General features: G+C 66.4%; 14 protein-coding genes. 6 read left to right on the top strand and 8 right to left on the bottom strand.

Annotated features, from left to right (window positions below):
* Window positions 1-82 precede the first annotated feature (82 nt).
* Window positions 83-1,399, bottom strand: a complete 1,317-nt coding sequence (locus LuPra_RS25400; protein ID WP_234800549.1) for a cation:proton antiporter — start codon at window positions 1,397-1,399, stop codon at window positions 83-85.
* A 422-nt stretch (window positions 1,400-1,821) separates the two neighbouring features.
* Here LuPra_RS25400 and LuPra_RS25395 point away from each other — a divergent pair, with 422 nt between their 5' ends.
* Window positions 1,822-3,180, top strand: a complete 1,359-nt coding sequence (locus LuPra_RS25395; RefSeq protein WP_234800548.1) for a transposase — start codon at window positions 1,822-1,824, stop codon at window positions 3,178-3,180.
* Window positions 3,181-3,607: 427 nt separating this feature from the next.
* On the opposite strand, the gene LuPra_RS25390 is transcribed toward LuPra_RS25395, so the two are convergent.
* The 5 genes from LuPra_RS25390 to LuPra_RS25370 are packed head-to-tail and all read right to left on the bottom strand — an operon-like array spanning window position 3,608 to window position 9,658.
* Window positions 3,608-4,396, bottom strand: a complete 789-nt coding sequence (locus LuPra_RS25390; RefSeq protein ID WP_234800547.1) for a DUF1295 domain-containing protein — start codon at window positions 4,394-4,396, stop codon at window positions 3,608-3,610.
* A gap of 16 nt (window positions 4,397-4,412) precedes the next feature.
* Window positions 4,413-5,891 carry an SDR family oxidoreductase gene (locus LuPra_RS25385; RefSeq protein ID WP_110173353.1) on the bottom strand — a complete coding sequence of 493 codons (1,479 nt, stop codon included), beginning with the start codon at window positions 5,889-5,891 and terminating at the stop codon, window positions 4,413-4,415.
* Between the two features lie 40 nt (window positions 5,892-5,931).
* A complete protein-coding gene (locus tag LuPra_RS25380) occupies window positions 5,932-8,325 on the bottom strand; it encodes a TonB-dependent receptor (RefSeq protein WP_162472824.1) in 2,394 nt (797 codons plus the stop codon).
* 5 nt (window positions 8,326-8,330) lie between these two features.
* A complete protein-coding gene (locus tag LuPra_RS25375) occupies window positions 8,331-9,263 on the bottom strand; it encodes a MerR family transcriptional regulator (protein WP_157899655.1) in 933 nt (310 codons plus the stop codon).
* The gene (locus LuPra_RS25370) at window positions 9,260-9,658 is read right to left on the bottom strand and encodes a DUF2177 family protein (protein ID WP_157899654.1); all 399 of its coding nucleotides are present in this window, start codon (window positions 9,656-9,658) and stop codon (window positions 9,260-9,262) included. The genes LuPra_RS25375 and LuPra_RS25370 overlap by 4 nt, the downstream gene beginning before the upstream one ends.
* 126 nt (window positions 9,659-9,784) lie before the next feature.
* Here LuPra_RS25370 and LuPra_RS25365 point away from each other — a divergent pair, with 126 nt between their 5' ends.
* The 5 genes from LuPra_RS25365 (at window position 9,785) to LuPra_RS25345 (ending at window position 15,616) form a co-directional block, all read left to right on the top strand.
* Entirely contained in the window at window positions 9,785-11,035 is a 1,251-nt protein-coding gene (locus LuPra_RS25365) for an NAD(P)/FAD-dependent oxidoreductase (RefSeq protein WP_110173349.1), read from the top strand.
* Entirely contained in the window at window positions 11,032-11,823 is a 792-nt protein-coding gene (locus tag LuPra_RS25360) for a DUF1365 domain-containing protein (RefSeq protein ID WP_157899653.1), read from the top strand. The genes LuPra_RS25365 and LuPra_RS25360 overlap by 4 nt, the downstream gene beginning before the upstream one ends.
* Before the next feature lie 14 nt (window positions 11,824-11,837).
* Complete coding sequence (locus LuPra_RS25355; RefSeq protein WP_110173347.1) at window positions 11,838-13,106, top strand: SAM-dependent methyltransferase; 1,269 nt, start codon at window positions 11,838-11,840, stop codon at window positions 13,104-13,106.
* Window positions 13,107-13,178: 72 nt separating this feature from the next.
* Window positions 13,179-14,135 carry an acyl-ACP desaturase gene (locus tag LuPra_RS25350; RefSeq protein WP_234800965.1) on the top strand — a complete coding sequence of 319 codons (957 nt, stop codon included), beginning with the start codon at window positions 13,179-13,181 and terminating at the stop codon, window positions 14,133-14,135.
* Between the two features lie 68 nt (window positions 14,136-14,203).
* Window positions 14,204-15,616, top strand: coding sequence for a TIGR01777 family oxidoreductase (locus tag LuPra_RS25345; protein ID WP_110173345.1), 1,413 nt, complete (start codon window positions 14,204-14,206; stop codon window positions 15,614-15,616).
* 188 nt (window positions 15,617-15,804) lie between these two features.
* On the opposite strand, the gene LuPra_RS33800 is transcribed toward LuPra_RS25345, so the two are convergent.
* Both LuPra_RS33800 and LuPra_RS25335 read right to left on the bottom strand, forming a co-directional pair.
* Complete coding sequence (locus tag LuPra_RS33800; protein WP_110173344.1) at window positions 15,805-16,026, bottom strand: hypothetical protein; 222 nt, start codon at window positions 16,024-16,026, stop codon at window positions 15,805-15,807.
* Window positions 16,027-16,136: 110 nt separating this feature from the next.
* Complete coding sequence (locus LuPra_RS25335; RefSeq protein ID WP_110173343.1) at window positions 16,137-16,793, bottom strand: fasciclin domain-containing protein; 657 nt, start codon at window positions 16,791-16,793, stop codon at window positions 16,137-16,139.
* Window positions 16,794-16,815 lie beyond the last annotated feature (22 nt).

The following is a 16,815-nucleotide window of genomic DNA, read 5'->3' as shown; positions in this document are numbered from 1 at the left end:
CGCTCGCAGAACCGTCGTCGATGGCGCGTCCGAAACCATCCACACGTCGACTCGCAGGGGGCAACGCATACCTCGATTCGCGTCAACCTCTGTGACGCGGCGATCTCTCGTGCCGCATCAGCGGGGTCACCGACATCCCGTGCGCCACGATTGACAGCGCAATCACGACCAGCGTGAGATTGGTCACCTGCTCCACCACGTCGGCCGGAAGCCCGTGATTGATCGCAAACATCAAGTAATAGACGGAACCGATGCCGCGTATGCCGAACCACCCGATCAGAAGGTGCTCGCGGCGAGTCAAGCCCGATCCAGCGAGTCCGAAGAATGTTGAAACGGGTCTGATGATCAGGAACAGCAGCGGCACGAACCACAGTAATTCGACGTCCAGCCTGTCTATCGACAACATCGCGCCGATGGTGACGACCACGGCAAGCTCGCCGATGCGCTCGATCTGTTCGTTGAACGCCAGGACGGCGTGCGCCATGTACGCCGGCCCGTGCTCGCGATCCGTGGCCAGCTCCTCGACTGAAACGCCTGCAACAGCGGGCGATACTGTCTTTCTGAGGCGCCCCGGTTTCGATTCGATCCGCTCGATGCGCCGGAGCGCGAGCCCCGCGGCAAACACCGATAGAAACCCGTAGGCGTGGAAGGCGACGGCCGCGCCGTAGGCGAGCGCAATCAGCCCAAGGGCCAGAAAATCGTCAAGGCCGAGCGCCTCCTTATGCGTGCGCCGCAGGTAGAGGACGACATTTCCAACGAGCGTCCCCAGAATGCCGCCGATCACGATTCCGACCGTCACGGCCCAGAGGACATCCACTCCCAGCCAGCGCCATGCCGAGAACGCGGCGACATCGAGGCCAAGGATGGCCAGCCCCAGCATCAGAAACGGAAAGGCGGTGCCGTCGTTCAGGCTCGCCTCGCCGGTCAGCGCAAAGCGAAGGGGGTGGGTGTCGAACGGGTGCTCGACCTGCACGTCCGATGCGAGCACGGGATCGGTCGGTGCGAGGATCGCGCCGAGCACAATGCCGACGCCGACGGGCAACTGCAGGAGGTAGACACACGCGGCGGCGATCATGGCGACTGTCAGCGCCATCGACGTCGTCGCCAACCGCACGGGTATGATCCACCGGCGGTCCGACACAGGCACGCGTAGCTTGAGGCCGGCGGTGAAGAGCGACACGATCACCGCCACTTCCGCCAAGCGCTCGACAATCGCCGACTCGGCGACAGGGTCGACGCGGAGCAGCCCGGAAACGTGGGGCCCGAGAATGACGCCGATTCCCAAATAGAGGAGAGATGTCGTCAGCGGAAGGCGCTTCACCAGTGTCCCGGCGAGCGCCAACCCGATCAGCAACACACCGATCAGCAGAAACCAGAGCGTGAAAAGATCGATCTGCAAAAGTTCTTCGCCTAATCGTAGTCAACGTGGCCCGCTCGCGGCGATTGGGTTGTCTCCGATTGTAAAGAAGGGGAAGAAATGGGACGTCGTCTGGGAACGATCATTCGACGCGGCGTCGTTCCAACTGATTGAAAACAAACGGGAGGCCGCGTCGGGTTGCCTCCTGCTTTTCCGTTCCACATTCCTCCGGAGCCAAAGGTCAGAGGTTCGAATCCTCTCGGGCGTACCAACTCCTTCCAAATCAAGTACTTACGCGCAGCTTGCGGCACCGTTCTGACGGTGCTGCCGGCGCACTGCGTTGAAGGGCTCTGTCCCTTTCTGGAAAGACAAGTCTCTATTTCCTAACAGCCCGTGGTGAAAGTATCTCCTGAGTCGTTCCGAGGGATCGACACGATCGATCGCGCTCGATAGACTGGCTGCGCATGGCCATGGGCACCCGCCAGGATGAACAACCGCTGCTGTGGATCGCGACGTCGGACCTGCCAACGGCACCTGGGCATCCGTTCTACGCGCGGTTGAATACAGTGCTCGACGCGGCCGGCTTCGACGCGTTCGTCGAGGCGGAATGCCGTCGGTTCTACGCGGCGGTGATGGGACGCCCTGGGCTGGCGCCGGGTCGGTACTTCCGGCTGCTCCTGCTCGGGTACTTCGAGGGCCTCGGCTCCGAGCGCGGCATTGCCTGGCGTGCCGCCGATTCGCTGGCCATCCGTCGCTTCCTGCATCTGGGGCTCGAGGACGGCACGCCGGATCATTCGACGATCTCCCGCACGCGGCGGCTGATCGACATCGAGACCCATCGAGCCGTCTTCACGTGGGTGCAGACGCAGTTGGTGGCGCACGGGCTGCTGCGCGGCCAGACCGTGGCGGTCGATGCGACGACACTCGAGGCCAATGCCGCCATGCGCAGCATCGTGCGGCGCGACACGGGCGAGACCTACCAGGCCTACCTGACGCAACTCGCCGAGGCCTCCGGCATCACGACGCCCACGCGGGAGGCCCTGGCGCGCTTCGACCGGCGTCGCAAGAAGAAGAGCTCCAACCAGGAGTGGACGCACCCGGTCGATCCCGACGCGAAGATCACCAAGATGAAGAACGGGCGGACGCACCTCGCGCACAAGGCCGAGCACGCCGTCGATGTCGACAGCGGGGCGGTCGTCTCCGTGCGCGTGGACGGCGCCGACGTCGGCGACACCACCACGGTGATCGAGACCGTCGTCGACGCGACGGAGCAATTGGAACGGGCCGGCGCGCCGCACCGGCTGGAGGAGCTGATCGCCGACAAGGGCTACCACAGCAATCGGACCCTCATCGACCTGCACGCGCTCGACGTCCGTCCGTACATCGCCGAACCGGACCGCGGGCGCCGGCAATGGCGGGACCTTCCCGAAGCGAAAGCGCTCGTCTACGCGAATCGCCGACGCCTGCATGGCGCGCGTGGCGGACGACTCCGCCGGCAGCGCGCCGAGTACGTCGAACGCTCGTTCGCGCACCTCTACGAGACCGGCGCGATGCGCCGCACGCATCTGCGCGGGCATCAGAACATCCTCAAGCGGCTCCTGGTGCATGCGGGCGCCTTCAATCTTGGCCTGATCCTGCGACAACTGACCGGCTGGGGCACGCCGCGAGGCCTCCGGAGCCGCCTCGGTGCGCTCACGGGCCTCATCACGCGCTATCTCGGCCTGCTCGCCCCGCGCTGGGCCGACCTGCCGGGCACCACACCCTTGTCGGTGCCCGTGTCGACCTACACCACCGACGACCTCGGCGGTGCGCTACCGGCGTGAGTCAGTGACTTGCGCCACGGGCTGCTAAGCAGTTCCGGAGACTAACGCCGGATCCGCGACCATTGGCTTCTTAAGCCAATCGGTTCCAGCGTATTAGCTTGCTAAGGCCGCCGCCGGCCGTGGCGACAAGTCGACGGCAATCAACAGGTTGTGCGGCGCCGCCCGGTGCGTGCCGCGCACCTCGCGGCGTGCATACGTTCGGGGCCAGTCGCCTTGGTTGACAAATTACTGACGGTCCGCACGCTGATTGATCGTTTCCAAACGATAGAGTGTTGACCTACTACATGCTCAGGGAAGGCGTGCCGGGTCGCATTCCGGCACCGGCGGCTCCTTCGTCGGGCGAGCCGACGACCGACCCTGCCGATCGCCGACCACGCAGACGAAACATCGGCGGCGCGCAGTTGGTCAGGTGAGCGGGCCGCAAGGCTCACCTCGGAACGCGCGGAAACCATGGGAAGAAGGCCGGCGTGCGAGCGATGTACGCGCGATAGCCGGGCTTCGACGCTTTGAGGCTGTCCTCGAGGAGCGTCACTCCCGACACTCGCATCAGCAACAGCGTCATGAGGGCCGGGCTCAGGACAGTGAGCCATCCGCCCGGCGTGGCTGCCGCCATCGCATACATGCCCCACCACACAGTGGCGTCTCCGAAGTAGTTCGGATGCCGCGTGTAGCGCCACAGGCCGCGATCGAGCACCGTGCCGCGGTTCGAGGGCTCGGCCCTGAAGCGCTCGAGTTGATGGTCGCCCACGACCTCGAAGGCAAGGCCAACCGCGAAGCACACGACTCCAAGGCCATCGAAGGCAGTGAACGCGGCGGGCTGTGAGGCGCGCACTGCGACAAGCAACGGGAGGGCGACGAACCAGAGGAGCGCGGCCTGCAGCCAGAACACGGTGAACAGGCTGCGCCACCAGAACGCCCGCCCATGCGAGGCGCGCATCGCCCGGTAGCGTGGATCTTCGCCCTTGCCATGATTACGGCGGAAAATGTGGACAGAGAGACGCACGCCCCAGAGCGTGATCAGCGTCGCGACCAGCCAGGCCCGCGGCGTCGTTCCCGGCGACAAGACGACGTACAACCACGCCAGCAGCACGAAGCCGAGGCCCCAGCAGACGTCCGCGATACTGGCATCCCGCAGCCTCACGCTGAGGATCCAGACCAGGGTCGCCGCAGTCAGAATGGTGCCCAGACCGATGATCGCCGTCATGGTGACGGTCATGTTCGATCGCGTGGCATCAGGCCACGGGGCTCACTGGCTGGCACAGGGCTCGTCGGGCAATCGCGCGCAGCATGCCTCCGAAGATCAACGCATGCACCGGTAACAGCACGTACCAGTACAGCAAGCCAGGCAATCCGACCGGTTCGAACACGGCGGTCTGGTGGACGACAGAGCCGCCGCCGGCCGGCACGACCTCGAACTCGAGCCAGGCACGCCCCGGCACTTTCATTTCCGCCGCGAGCCTCACCCGTCGTCCCGGCTCGAAAGCCTCGACCCGCCAGAAGTCGAGGGCATCGCCAACGGCCAGCGCGTTGGGGTCGCGCCGCCCGCGACGCATCCCGACGCCGCCCATCGTCAAGTCGATCGCGCCTCTGATTCGCCACGCCCAGGTGGCGTAGTACCAACCCCGCTCGCCCCCGATCTCCGCGATCGCCGCGAACGCGCGGGAGGTGTCAACCGCGACGTGAAGGCGCCGTGTATCGACAAGCCTGCTGCCGAATCTGGCGTCGGCCGGCAACGCCCAGCCTCCGCCCGACGAGCGGGCGTCCGACCACCGCGTCAGCGCGAACGCTCGGTCCTCGTAGCGTATGGCGCGGCCGATCGCGTCGCCCAGGCCGGCGGGGCGGATCGGGAAGACGGAGAGCGCAGCGGGATCGGTGACGACGGACTCGTTCTTCAAGCCTGCAATCAGTTCGCGCCCAACCCGTGCGTAGACCGGGGTCACGAGCCCCAACCACAGGCTCGACAAGCGAGGGGTCAGCAACGGAACCGAGATCATGACCCGCCTCAAGCCGCGTTGACGCGCGTACTGCCGCATCACGTCGCCGTAGCTCGCCCGATCGGCCCCACCGATTTCGAAGGTGCGGCTCTCGCCGTCAGGCAGGTTCAGTGCACCCGCAAGATACGCGAGCACGTCGTCGATACCGATTGGCTGCGCCAGTGTCGAGACCCAGCGCGGGCAGATCATGATCGGCAGGCGCTCGACAAGCGCGCGGATCAGCTCGAACGAGAGGCTGCCCGACCCGATCACGACAGACGCCCGGAATTCCACGACCGGCACGCCACTGTCTCTCAGTATCCGGCCCGTCTCGAGTCGGCTCTCGAGATGGGCGCTGAGCGCCTCGTCGCCCGCGGCGAGGCCGCCCAGGTAGACAATCCGACGTACCCCCGCCCGCCGCGCCGCTGCACCAAAAGTGCGGGCGGCCACGCGATCCTTTTCCCGGTAGTTGCCGTGCGCGCCCATGGAGTGCACGAGGTAATACGCGACCTCGATGCCGGCGAGGGCGGCGTCAAGCGACGCAGGCTCGAAGAGATCTCCGGCGACGACCTCAGTGCTCGACGCGACACGGGACCTGAGCGCTGCCGGATGGCGGGCGAGACAGCGAAGGCGAATCTTCGAGGCTTCGAGGACGGGCACGAGACGTCCACCGATGTATCCGGTTGCACCGGTCACGAGTACCGCAGGCGTGCTCCGCGGCTCCGGTTGGTGCGGCATCAGCGGTCCACCTGTGGCGCACGGACATGGGACATGGTGTTCAGAACCGCCAGTCGAAGCCAATGATTGGGAAGATGCCTTGTTGCTCGCCGAATTGCTGGGCGTTGGTGCGGCGGTTCCAGCTGTAGCTGGCGAAGTTGCGGCGATTGATGACGTTCTGCACGCCCAGGAACAGATTCAGCGGCTGTCCACCGATGGTGAAGGTGCGGTCCACGCGGAGATCGACGCGGGCGTAGTCGGGCGCTCGTTCGGCGTTGACGCGCGTGAGGTCATACACGCCCCGCCGCTGCGCGGTGGACACCGCCTGGTCGTAGGGCGTGAAGGGCCGGCCCGACAGAAACGAGAGCCGGGCCGAGACCTCCCATACCGGCGACAGCCGATAGCCGCCGAGCAGATTGAACACAAACGGGTAGTCGAACGAGCCGGGCCTGCGCACACCGTCAAGACCCGCGTGCCGTGTGCGCGACAACGACAGGTTGCCCTGGCCATAGAGCTTCGACGTGAGCCGCTTCTCAGCGAAGAGTTCCACACCCTCGGAGCGCCCTTCGCCGGCGCTCGTGAGAGGGAACAGGATCTCGCGCACGTCAAAGGTATCGCCGATGTTGGCCAGCGACACGGAGGGCAGGCCGCTTGCCACCGGGTAGTCGGCGTAGTTCTTCCGGTACGCCTCGGCGGTCACCCGCATGTCGGCGGCGGGCGACCAGGCCAGGCCGGTCACGTAGTGGTCGGCACGCCAGGGCACGAGCGACGCGTTCTGGGGAAACGCCGACACGAAAAGAAAGGCCGGCTGCTGGTAGTAGGACCCGACGCTCGAGTTCCACGAGAGCGCGTCGGTGAGGCGTACCTTGACGCCCGCGCGCGGACTGAACCGAACCTGCGACAGGACGGCGTAGTGGTCGACGCGTCCGCCCAGCGTGACGTTCACGCGTGCGGCCACCTGCTTGGAGGCCTGCAGATATGCGCCGGCCTGGTACGACCGGAAGCGCGTGTCGAGAAAGAACGGGTCGATGCCGGCCACCGGCGAGTACGGCGTATCGTTGCCGTAGGGCGACTCCACCGTGTAGTCGATGCGGAATGTCTTGAAGCTGCCGCCGGCCTGTACCGTGTCGAAGAGAGGCAGGCGCACGGTGAGGTCATACTTGAGAGTGGTCTCGCCCTCGCGCGAGTCCTCGAAGTAGACCACTGGACTCTCGGCGATGATGTCGTCGGGTGGGACGCCCGGCGGCGGCACGCCCTGCGCCACAAGGTCTTTCACCTGCTGGCCCACCTTGGCCTCGGAGTGGGTGATGCCGAACAGGCCCACGCCGCGCGACCCGAAGGTACGTTGCCAGTTGAAGCCCGTCGCACTGCGCCAGCCGGCGTAGCGGATGTCGAAGTTGGCGATTTCGTCGTCGAGGTCGGTGGATTCGTTGAGGCCCAACCGAATCTCGTCGACGCCGGCGATGTTGACCACCCAGAGGCGGTCGCGGGGCGTGAGATCGTAGACCGCCTTGCCGTTGAGTGCATAGACGACCGGCACCCCGCCGAACCCCACGTCCCTGGTGAACAGATCCAGGAAGCTGCGGCGCGCCGACACGACCCACGATCCCTTCCCGGCGTTGATCGGCCCTTCGAGGATGGCACCGGCCCCGGCAAAGCCCAGCGTGGCCCACCCGCCGAACTCCCGGCGGTTGCCCTCGCGCTGGGTCACCTGCAGCACGCTCGACGTGCGGTTGATGTAGGGCGCGGGGTAGCCGCCGGTGAGGAAGGTCACGTCCTGCAGCAGTTGGGCATCGAGCAGGCCGACGGTGCCGCCCGCCGACGCAAAGTTCGCGAACGCGTTGATGTTGGGAATCTCGACGTTGTCCACCACGAACAGGTTCTCGAGCGGGCTGCCGCCGCGGACGATGATGTCGTTGCGCAAGTCGTTGGTGCCAATCACGACACCCGGCAGGGCCTGCACGTAGCGCGACACGTCCTGCAGGGCAGCGGCGCTCTTGAGAAGATCGCGAGGCTCCACGAGGAAGCCCGAGTTCTTGACGGCCTCGGGCGCCTGGAACGCCGGCGCGGTCACCGTGACCGTCTGCTGGAAGTCCTCCACCGGGGGCAGCGTGACTTCGATGGCGCCGTCCTGCCCGGCGCGGACATTCACCTGGTCGCTGGTGAAGGGCAGGCCTGCGAGGGGCAGGATCTCCAGCCGATATCCTCCCGCGCGCAGCTCGCCGATGCGAAACATGCCGCGAGCGTCACTGGTGGCGCAAGAGTCGGTGTCGAGGGCGCACACGCGCACGCCGCCTGCCGGCTGGCCGGCCGCGTCCAACACGACGCCCCTGATGGCGCCCACGCCGGTGGTGTCCTGGGCCTGGGCAGCTGTCGACGCGAGGCTCAAGACGGTGGCCGTGATCACGAATGAGACGCGTGAACGCGCAGCGCACACGACCGCGCGCAATCTCACGGGAATCACCGTACGCGTCCGCCGAGACGAACGAGTTCCTGTTGGTAGGCGTCGTAGCCAGGCAGGACCAGTCCCCGCGGGCCGATGATCCCGGCGTGGCGCTCGGCACCCCGCCCGCCGGCCCATAGCTCGACGTCCCTTGGCAGATCGCGGACGATCGCGCGAAGTTCCCGCTCTCTCGCCTTGCCTGCCGACGCCGTCGTCAGTCCGAGCACCAGCACCTGAGCACCTGCAAGTTGCACGCTCTCGACAATCTCCCGAGCCGGAAGATCCGGCCCGAGGTACGCGACGCCCAGGCCGCTGCTGGCGGCGAGCATCGCCGCGCCAAGCGTGCCGATCTCGTGGCGGTCGCCCGACGGGGTGGCAAAGAGCAATCGGACCCTGGCATCAGGCTGCGCGTAGAGCCGGAGGAACGAGCCGAGAATGTGCCGCACCGTCGAGGACATCAGGTGCTCCTGCGCAATGCCGGCGGGGCCGCGGCGCCAGTCGTCGCCAACCTGCACAAGCGCCGGCATCAGCACGTCGCGGAGCAGGTCGAGGGGACGGAGGACAGCCGCCAGGCGCGCGATCTCTTGGTCGAGCCCCGCGGTGTCGTACGTGTCCAGCGCGGCGCTGAGCGCGCCGGTATCGAGCGATGCCGGTCGGACCGGATCGGTGACCGGGGCAGCGATCGTGCCAGCCGGCTCGGCGAGGCGGTGCAGGTCAGTGTCAGTGAGCCCGGCGAGGCGCCCGATGCTGTGTCCCTGCTCGACGGCGTGTCGCAACAGCCGCAGGCGCGCGACATCGGCGTCCGTGTACATCCGGCCGCGCTCGTCGCGGACGGGGGTCACGGCGCCATGACGGCGCTCCCACGCGCGCAGCGTGTCGATGCCGATGCCGGTCATTCTGGAAACGGCGCGGATCGGGTAGGACGCGGGAGCCTGGGGTGGCTTTCTCACCGGACCACAATCTTGACGGCCACCGCGCACATCGCTGACGCCACGACGCCCCACGCCACGTCGGCAAACGCCAGCACCAACGGCCACTGCCGCAGCGTCGAGTAGTTGGTGAAGTCGTAGACGCCGTAGACGACCAGGCCGAACAGCGCGCCGTAGGCGGCTGCGAGCGGGACGGTCGGCGCGCGCGGAATGACGAGAAGGGCGATGCCGGTCCCGAGCAGGACATAGACGACGAGCGCCGCCGGCCAGTTGGGCGCGATCACACCGTTGGCGAGGCGAACGATCGGCGCGAGCTGCTCGCGGTAGAAGTTCTTCATCAGCAATCCAAGCCACACCCCATCGAGCACCATGAAGGCCACGGCGCCGATTGCCGCCAGCTTGATTGTGTCTCCCATCGACATTCCCCGCTCTCTCGAGAACCGAGTGACTGCGCCAGCGTATCGCGGGCGCATGTTGAAGTCAATGATTTGTCATGGACAAATGATTGACAACATCCATGGGTACTGCCATCCTGAACGCGCATGAAGAACATCGCGGTCATCGGAGCGGGCGTTTCCGGGCTGGCTGCCGCCTACCTCCTGAGCCGCCGCCATCGGGTGCAGCTGTTCGAGAAGGAGCACCGACTGGGTGGCCACACCAACACCGTCCTGGTCTCGACGCCGGCGGGCGACGTCGCGCTCGATACCGGCTTCCTCGTCCACAACGACCGCACCTATCCGAACCTGGTGCGGTTGTTCGCAGAGCTGGGCGTGGCGACTCGCAACTCCGACATGTCCTTCGCGGTGTCGTGCCGACAGAGCGGTCTCGAGTACAGCAGCCGTGGCGCCAACGGGTTCTTCGCGCAGCGGTGGAACATGGTCCGGCCGTCGCACCTGTCCCTGCTGCGGGAAATCGTGCGCTTCAACCGGGAAGCGCCGGCGCTCCTCCGGGCGCCGGATGGCGAGCGCCACACGCTCGGCGACTTTCTTGAATCGCGGCGCTTCGGCGATGCGTTCACGCATCGCTATCTGCTGCCCATGGCATCGGCGATCTGGTCGGCATCGGTCGGCGCGATCCGATCGTTTCCGGCCGTCACGCTCATCCGATTCCTCGACAATCACGGGTTGCTCTCGCTGAACGCCCAGCCGACGTGGAAGGTGGTCGCCGGCGGAAGCGGCACCTACATTCCGGCGCTGACGGCGTCGGCGGCGACGGGCATTCACAAGGGAGCGGAGATCGCCAGCGTGCGGCGCAGCGAGCGCGGCGTGACGATTGCTTTCCACAATCGGCCATCAATGCGGTTCGACGAGGTGGTCTTCGCCTGTCACGGCGATCAGGTGCTGCCACTGCTCGCCGATCCCAGCGATCGCGAGCGTGACGTCCTCGCGAACTTCACGACCACGGCCAACGTCGCATGGCTCCACACCGACGCGTCGGTGTTGCCAGTGCGGGCGCCAGCGCGCGCCTCGTGGAACTACCGGCTCGCCGCCGACGCCGACACGGCGCCGACGGTGACCTACGACCTTAACAGACTGCAGGGACTGGCGGCGCCGGAGCAGTACTGCGTCACCCTCAACCCCGATGGCCAGATCGACGAACGACGAGTGCTGCGGAAGTTCGTCTATCGCCATCCGCTCTACACGCGAGCGGCCGTCGGTGCGCAGAAGCAGTGGGGAGAGTTGAGCGGCGTCAACCGCACGCACTTCTGCGGCGCGTACTGGTCCTACGGGTTTCACGAGGATGGACTGAACTCGGCGATCAGGGTCGCCGGCGCCCTCGGGGTCGAGTGGTGATCGAGTCGGCGCTGTTCATCGGCACGCTGCGTCATCGGCGGTTTGCACCGATCGCGCACGCGTTCACCTATCCGCTGTTCATGGCATTGCTCGACATCGATTGCCTGCCGGAGTTGATGCGCGTGTCGTGGGTGACCGGCTACAACAGGTTCAACTGGGCCAGCTTCCACGACCGCGATCACTTCGGCGATCCGGCCCGTCCGCTGCGGGAACGCCTCGCCGTCGACGCCGCCCGGCACGGAATGGATCTGCCCGACGGCCGCATCTTCCTGCTGACGCACCTGAGATATCTCGGCTACGGCTTCAATCCGGTCTCGTTCTTCTATTGCTTCGATCGCGCGGAGCAACTGCAGGTGGTGCTGGCCGAGGTGAGCAACACCTTCGGCGGGACCCACAACTACTGGTTGCGGCCCGAGCCGGTCTCGCGCATGTTTCGCGCCGCCGCGACCAAGTCCCTGTACGTCTCGCCGTTCATGCCGGCCGCTCTCGAGTACACCTTTGTCTTCACGCCGCCGGCGGGCCGCCTCGTGGCTCACATGGAGACCAGCGAGGCCGGCTCGGTCGGCTTCGACGCAACGCTGTCGCTCGAACGCCGCCCGTGGAACGCGACGGAGATCCGGCGGGTGCTGGTGCGCCATCCGGCGATGACCGCGAGCGTGATGGCGGCTATCCACCGGGAGGCGCTGAAGTTGTGGTGGAAAGGCGTGCCCGTCGTGCCGCGTATCACCGCAGATGGCGTCGGCGAACGCGCGGCGCAGACGTCCATGTCCATGCAACAGGGCGATTAAGGGAGCGAGTGAGCATGCTGACGCAGTGGGCGAAGACCGCATTTCTCTCCGGTCTCGACGGCGTGACCGGCGGGACGCTGACCGTCGCCTGCCCGGACCGCACGTACCGGTACGGGGAGCCTGGCGAGTTGGACGCGGCCCTGGTGGTCCACGACGATCGGTTCTTCCTGCGGGCGCTCACGGGCAGCGACGTCGGTCTCGGCGAGTCGTTCATGGATGGCGACTGGACGACGCCCGATCTCATTCCTCTCGTGCGGTTGATGCTGCGCAGCCGTCGGGCACTCGAGGGGTCGAGCCTTCTCGCGGGCGCGCTGCAACGGCTGGCCGGCGGCATCGCTCGCCGCCTGCGGGACAATTCACTCGCGGGCAGCCGGAGGCACGTGCATCGGCACTACGACCTTGGCAACGAGTTCTTCGGCCTCTTCCTCGATCGCGAGCTGCGCATGTATTCGTGCGGCTACTTCGAGTCAGCCGTTGATTCACTCGAACAGGCACAGGCTACGAAGGTCGACCGTATCTGCCGGGCACTGAAGCTCTCGCACAACGATCACGTGCTGGAGATCGGCAGCGGCTGGGGCGGGTTCGCGGTGTGGGCGTCGACGCACTATGGCTGCCGCGTGACGACCACGACAATCAGCGACGAGCAATACCGACACGTGCGGGACTGGCGCACGCGGATTGGCGAGGCCGGGTCCCGCATCGACGTGCTCTGCGCCGACTACCGGGAGTTGACCGGAGAATTCGACAAGATCGTCAGCATCGAAATGTTCGAGGCGGTCGGTCTCAACCACTACGACGATTACTTCAAGGCCGTGGATCGGCTGCTGGTGCCAGACGGCTCGATGCTCCTGCAGACCATCACCGTCGACGACCAGTGGTTCCCGAAGTATCACGGCACGCCGGACTGGATCGAGACGTACATCTTTCCCGGCGGCGAGCTCGCGTCGGTCGGCGAGATTCTTCGCTCGCTCGCACGATCGACATCGCTCTCGATGTATCACGCCGAGAACTTCGGCACGCACTACGCCCGGACGCTGCAGGCGTGGCGCACCCGCTTCCATCACAACCTCGACCGCGTTCGCGCGCTCGGCCATGACGAACGGTTCATTCGCATGTGGGATCTGTATCTGGGATCGTGCGAAGCGACGTTCCTCGAACGCCACACCGGACTCTTCCAGTTGATGTTGCTCAAGAACGGCGCCCGGCGTCGCCTCTTCAACGAGCCGTGGTTCGACGTCGCCACGGCGCCGGAGGCGGCGGGCGCCACCGAGTCGGCGGCCTGACTGTCGACGACGATGGGGCGTGCTGATTTGATCGGTCGTCGATCGGACGCTGTAGCGAATCGCCATTTGGTGATGCGGGCGATCGAGGCGGATGTCGACGAGAACCTCGACTTGCTGGTCCCTGTGGACCGGGCCTGGCAGCCCACCGACTACCTGCCTGATCTGGAGGCCGACAACTGGCGTGAACAGCTCGAGCGTTTTCGGACGACGGCACAGACGATCTCCGATGATCTGCTCGTCGTCCTTGTCGGCGACATGGTCACTGAAGAAGCCCTGCCCAGTTATTCGGTCGCGCTCAACGGGCTGGTACGCGACCAGGAAGGTACCAGTCCGGCTCCCTGGGCACGATGGCTCCGCGGGTGGACGGCTGAGGAAAACCGACACGGCGACCTGCTCAATGCCTACCTGCGTCTCACTGGCCGCGTGAACATGCGCGCGGTGGAACGAACGGTCCATCACCTCATCGCCAACGGCTTCAACCCCAAGAGTCACGCCGATCCCTACAACCTCCTCGTCTACACCTCGTTCCAGGAGCGAGCCACGAGGATTTCGCACAGCAACGTCGCGCGGAGCGCCGCCAGGCAGGGCGACGCCAACCTCGGCCGGATCTGCGGACTGATCGCCGGCGACGAAGCCAGGCACGAGGCGTTCTACACGCGCATGATGGGCCGGGTGCTCGATCTCGACCCGGCGGGAGGCATCCTCGCGTTCCGATCGATGCTGCGGGGCCTCATCGCGATGCCCGGCAGATTCATGGACGACGGCCGGGATCCGGACCTGTTCGATCACTTCGCGGTCGTCGCCCAGCGGGCCAACGTCTACACCGTGCGCGATTACGCGTCCATCATCGAGCACCTCGTCAAGACCTGGGACATCGCGGGACGAGCGGTGACCGGCAAGGTCGCCCAGGCTCAGGACGACCTGTGTCGGCAGGCCGAACGATACGCGCGGCTGGCAGAGAGGACGTCGGCCGCGCTCCAGAAGCAGCCGACCGTGGCTTTCGGCTGGATCCACGATCGAAAGGTGTGAACGGCGATGAGTCGCGCGCGAACCCGTCTCGGGATAGGACAACCGAAGGAGAGAGAAAGGACTCTGACATGCGTGTCTTGATCGCCGGCGCCACCGGGTTCATAGGCCGTGCTCTGATTCCGCGGCTTCAGCGCGAGGGGCACTCGGTGATGGCGTGGGTGCGATCCGAGACGCGCGCACGCAGCATGCTCGGGGCCGACGTCGAGACGGTTCGGGCCGACGACGGGTTGGATGGGCTAGTGCCGGCAATCGAGCGATGCGACGCGGTCGTCAATCTCGCCGGCGAGCCACTCCTCGGCCGACGATGGACGGCGGCGCGGCGCGCGATCCTCGAAAGCAGCCGCCTCGAGGTGACCGGCCTTCTGGTCCGCGCGATCGCAGAGGCCAGGACGCGGCCAGCCGTCCTCGTCTCGGGCAGCGCTGTCGGATACTACGGCAACCGCGCCGACGAGCGACTCGACGAGGCGTCGAGCGGCGGTGACGATTTCCTCGCCCGGCTCTGCCGGCAGTGGGAGAGCGTGGCGCAATCAGCCGAGTCGCTGGGCGTGCGTGTGGTTCTGCTGCGCACCGGCGTCGTCCTGGGTCGGGCAGGGGGCGCGCTGGCCCGAATGCAGCCGCCGTTCGAGCTTGGACTGGGCGGGCCGCTCGGCTCAGGACGGCAATACATGCCGTGGATTCATCTCCACGACCTGGTGAAGATCGTCGCGGTGACACTGGTCGACGAGCGCTATCGCGGACCAGTGAACGGCGTGGCGCCCGACGAGGCCACGAGCCGAGCCTTCGCCCGCGCACTCGGGCGCGCGCTCTCTCGACCGGCGATCCTGCCGCTGCCGGCGTTGGCGCTCGCGGTGGTCTTCGGCGAGGCGCACACGGTGCTGCTGGCGAGCCAGCGCGTGGCGCCTCGTGCGCTTGGAGATCGGCAGTTCGCCTTTGACTTCCCGACTCTCGACGGAGCCCTCGAGGACATCGTCGGTGGCGCACGCGTCACGATCACGCCAGCACAATCGCAGCCCGAAGGCGCCGGGGAGGCTCGCTACGAGCTGCAGACCACGACGGTGGTCCATGCGCCGATCGAGGAGACATTCGCGTTCTTCTCGAAGGCCGCGAACCTTGGGCTCATCACGCCGGCCGCGATGGCATTCTCTATTCAGGGACAGGGACCGCCGATGGCCCAGGGTGCGAGGATCGACTATCACGTCCGCGTCGGAGGGCTGTTGGTTCGCTGGCGCACGCGTATTACTACATGGGAACCCGGCCGACGCTTTGTCGATCTGCAGGAAGCCGGACCATACCGCGTCTGGTGGCACGAGCATTCGTTCGAGGCCGACGGCGAGCGCACGGTGATGGAGGATCGCGTCTATTACGCGCCGCCGCTCGGCATCCTGGGCCGGCTCGCGCATCGCTTCTTCATCGGCCCGACGCTGAGGAAGATCTTTCAGTACCGAGGCGACGTGATTCGCTTGAGATTTGGAGTCTCATAGGTGTCCGGTTCGCCGTTCGAGGCCGTGTTCGTTGTGGCCTTCGATGGCCCTGGAATGGATGGCCGACGTGCGGCCGTTTCTCGCCAACGTGCTCCGAGGGCGCCGCGTGACGGCCCGTGTACCTCGGGATGCGCAACTGGCATCCTCTCCTGCCAGATACGCGCGTACGGCGAAGGCGAAGGACGGTGTCATGCGCGCGTGGCGATTGGGCCGTACCGCACGGGACGCCGAACTTGGCCGACTGACTGCAGCTTCACCTCGACAGCGGCGACCACCCTGCCGGCCACGACGTGATGGGTGAGGACCCGCCGAAGCTTGTCCTTGTTCGCCGACTTGAGCAGGGTTTTCGAGCGTGCCGACCGGGAGTCGAATCGGAGCTCGAGCGGTTGCAGCGCCGGCTCGCTGCGCACCGACGCCCCTCCTTCATCGGCGCCACCCTCATGGAGTACGACTGGGCGCCGTCGCGTGAAGCCCGTGCTGGCGGCCGAACGGAACGGCCGCCAGCGTAGGGGGCGGTGCGCTACGGAAGCAGCACCGCGTTGATCACGTGGACGATCCCGTTCGACGCCGAGATGTCGGTGGCGGCGATGCCCGCTGCGGAGAGCGCGTCGCGCGTCAGCGTGCCCCCATTCAGCATCTGGTAGGACGGCGCCGCCAACACCGAGCGGCTTGTCCGGCGTCCGTGGGTGACGTGATAGGCCAGAATGTTGGTCAGCTGATCGACCGGCAGCCCCTCGACCGCCGCAATCGCGGCCGCCTCGTCGGCCACGCCGAGCGTCGTCACGAATGCCAGATCCGTCGGCGCGAACACGGTGTGTTGTTTTGTGCCGTTCAGCAGATCCACCAGCCCGGCCTTTACGACTGCCGCCTGCAGCACGTCGAACTCGCCGTCAGGCTGGAGCACGATTTCCACGATGGTCAAAGGTCCCGGCTTCGCCGCCGCGGCGGTATCGGGCTGCGCGGCGAGGGCCTCTTCTCCGCCGTTGACGGAAGTGACACCCGGCACGGCGGAGGGGGCGACCGATGAGGACGCGCCGTTGCACGCAGCGGTGCAGACCAGCAGCAGGCCGACAATGACTGTTCCACAAAGCTTCGACATTTCTCTGCCCTTCCATCTCCCGGAAACATCGTCGGAGGTCGGACGCCCGGGTGATTGCCCACGCATGATCTTGCGCATGATTGTTTCTATCCCCTCTCAG

This window comes from Luteitalea pratensis, assembly GCF_001618865.1.
GTDB classification, from domain to species: domain Bacteria; phylum Acidobacteriota; class Vicinamibacteria; order Vicinamibacterales; family Vicinamibacteraceae; genus Luteitalea; species Luteitalea pratensis.
The sequence above is the reverse complement of the archived record's forward strand: the minus strand, read 5'-3'. Positions and strand labels throughout refer to the sequence as shown.

Bases quoted from the DNA above. Each gene is read 5' to 3' on its own strand.
- LuPra_RS25395 (WP_234800548.1), top strand. From the start codon at position 1,822: ATGGCCATGGGCACCCGCCAGGATGAACAACCGCTGCTGTGGATCGCG.
- LuPra_RS25390 (WP_234800547.1), bottom strand. From the start codon at position 4,396: ATGACCGTCACCATGACGGCGATCATCGGTCTGGGCACCATTCTGACT.
- LuPra_RS25385 (WP_110173353.1), bottom strand. From the start codon at position 5,891: ATGCCGCACCAACCGGAGCCGCGGAGCACGCCTGCGGTACTCGTGACC.
- LuPra_RS25370 (WP_157899654.1), bottom strand. From the start codon at position 9,658: ATGGGAGACACAATCAAGCTGGCGGCAATCGGCGCCGTGGCCTTCATG.
- LuPra_RS25365 (WP_110173349.1), top strand. From the start codon at position 9,785: ATGAAGAACATCGCGGTCATCGGAGCGGGCGTTTCCGGGCTGGCTGCC.
- LuPra_RS25355 (WP_110173347.1), top strand. From the start codon at position 11,838: ATGCTGACGCAGTGGGCGAAGACCGCATTTCTCTCCGGTCTCGACGGC.
- LuPra_RS25350 (WP_234800965.1), top strand. From the start codon at position 13,179: ATGCGGGCGATCGAGGCGGATGTCGACGAGAACCTCGACTTGCTGGTC.
- LuPra_RS25345 (WP_110173345.1), top strand. From the start codon at position 14,204: ATGCGTGTCTTGATCGCCGGCGCCACCGGGTTCATAGGCCGTGCTCTG.
- LuPra_RS25335 (WP_110173343.1), bottom strand. From the start codon at position 16,793: ATGCGCAAGATCATGCGTGGGCAATCACCCGGGCGTCCGACCTCCGAC.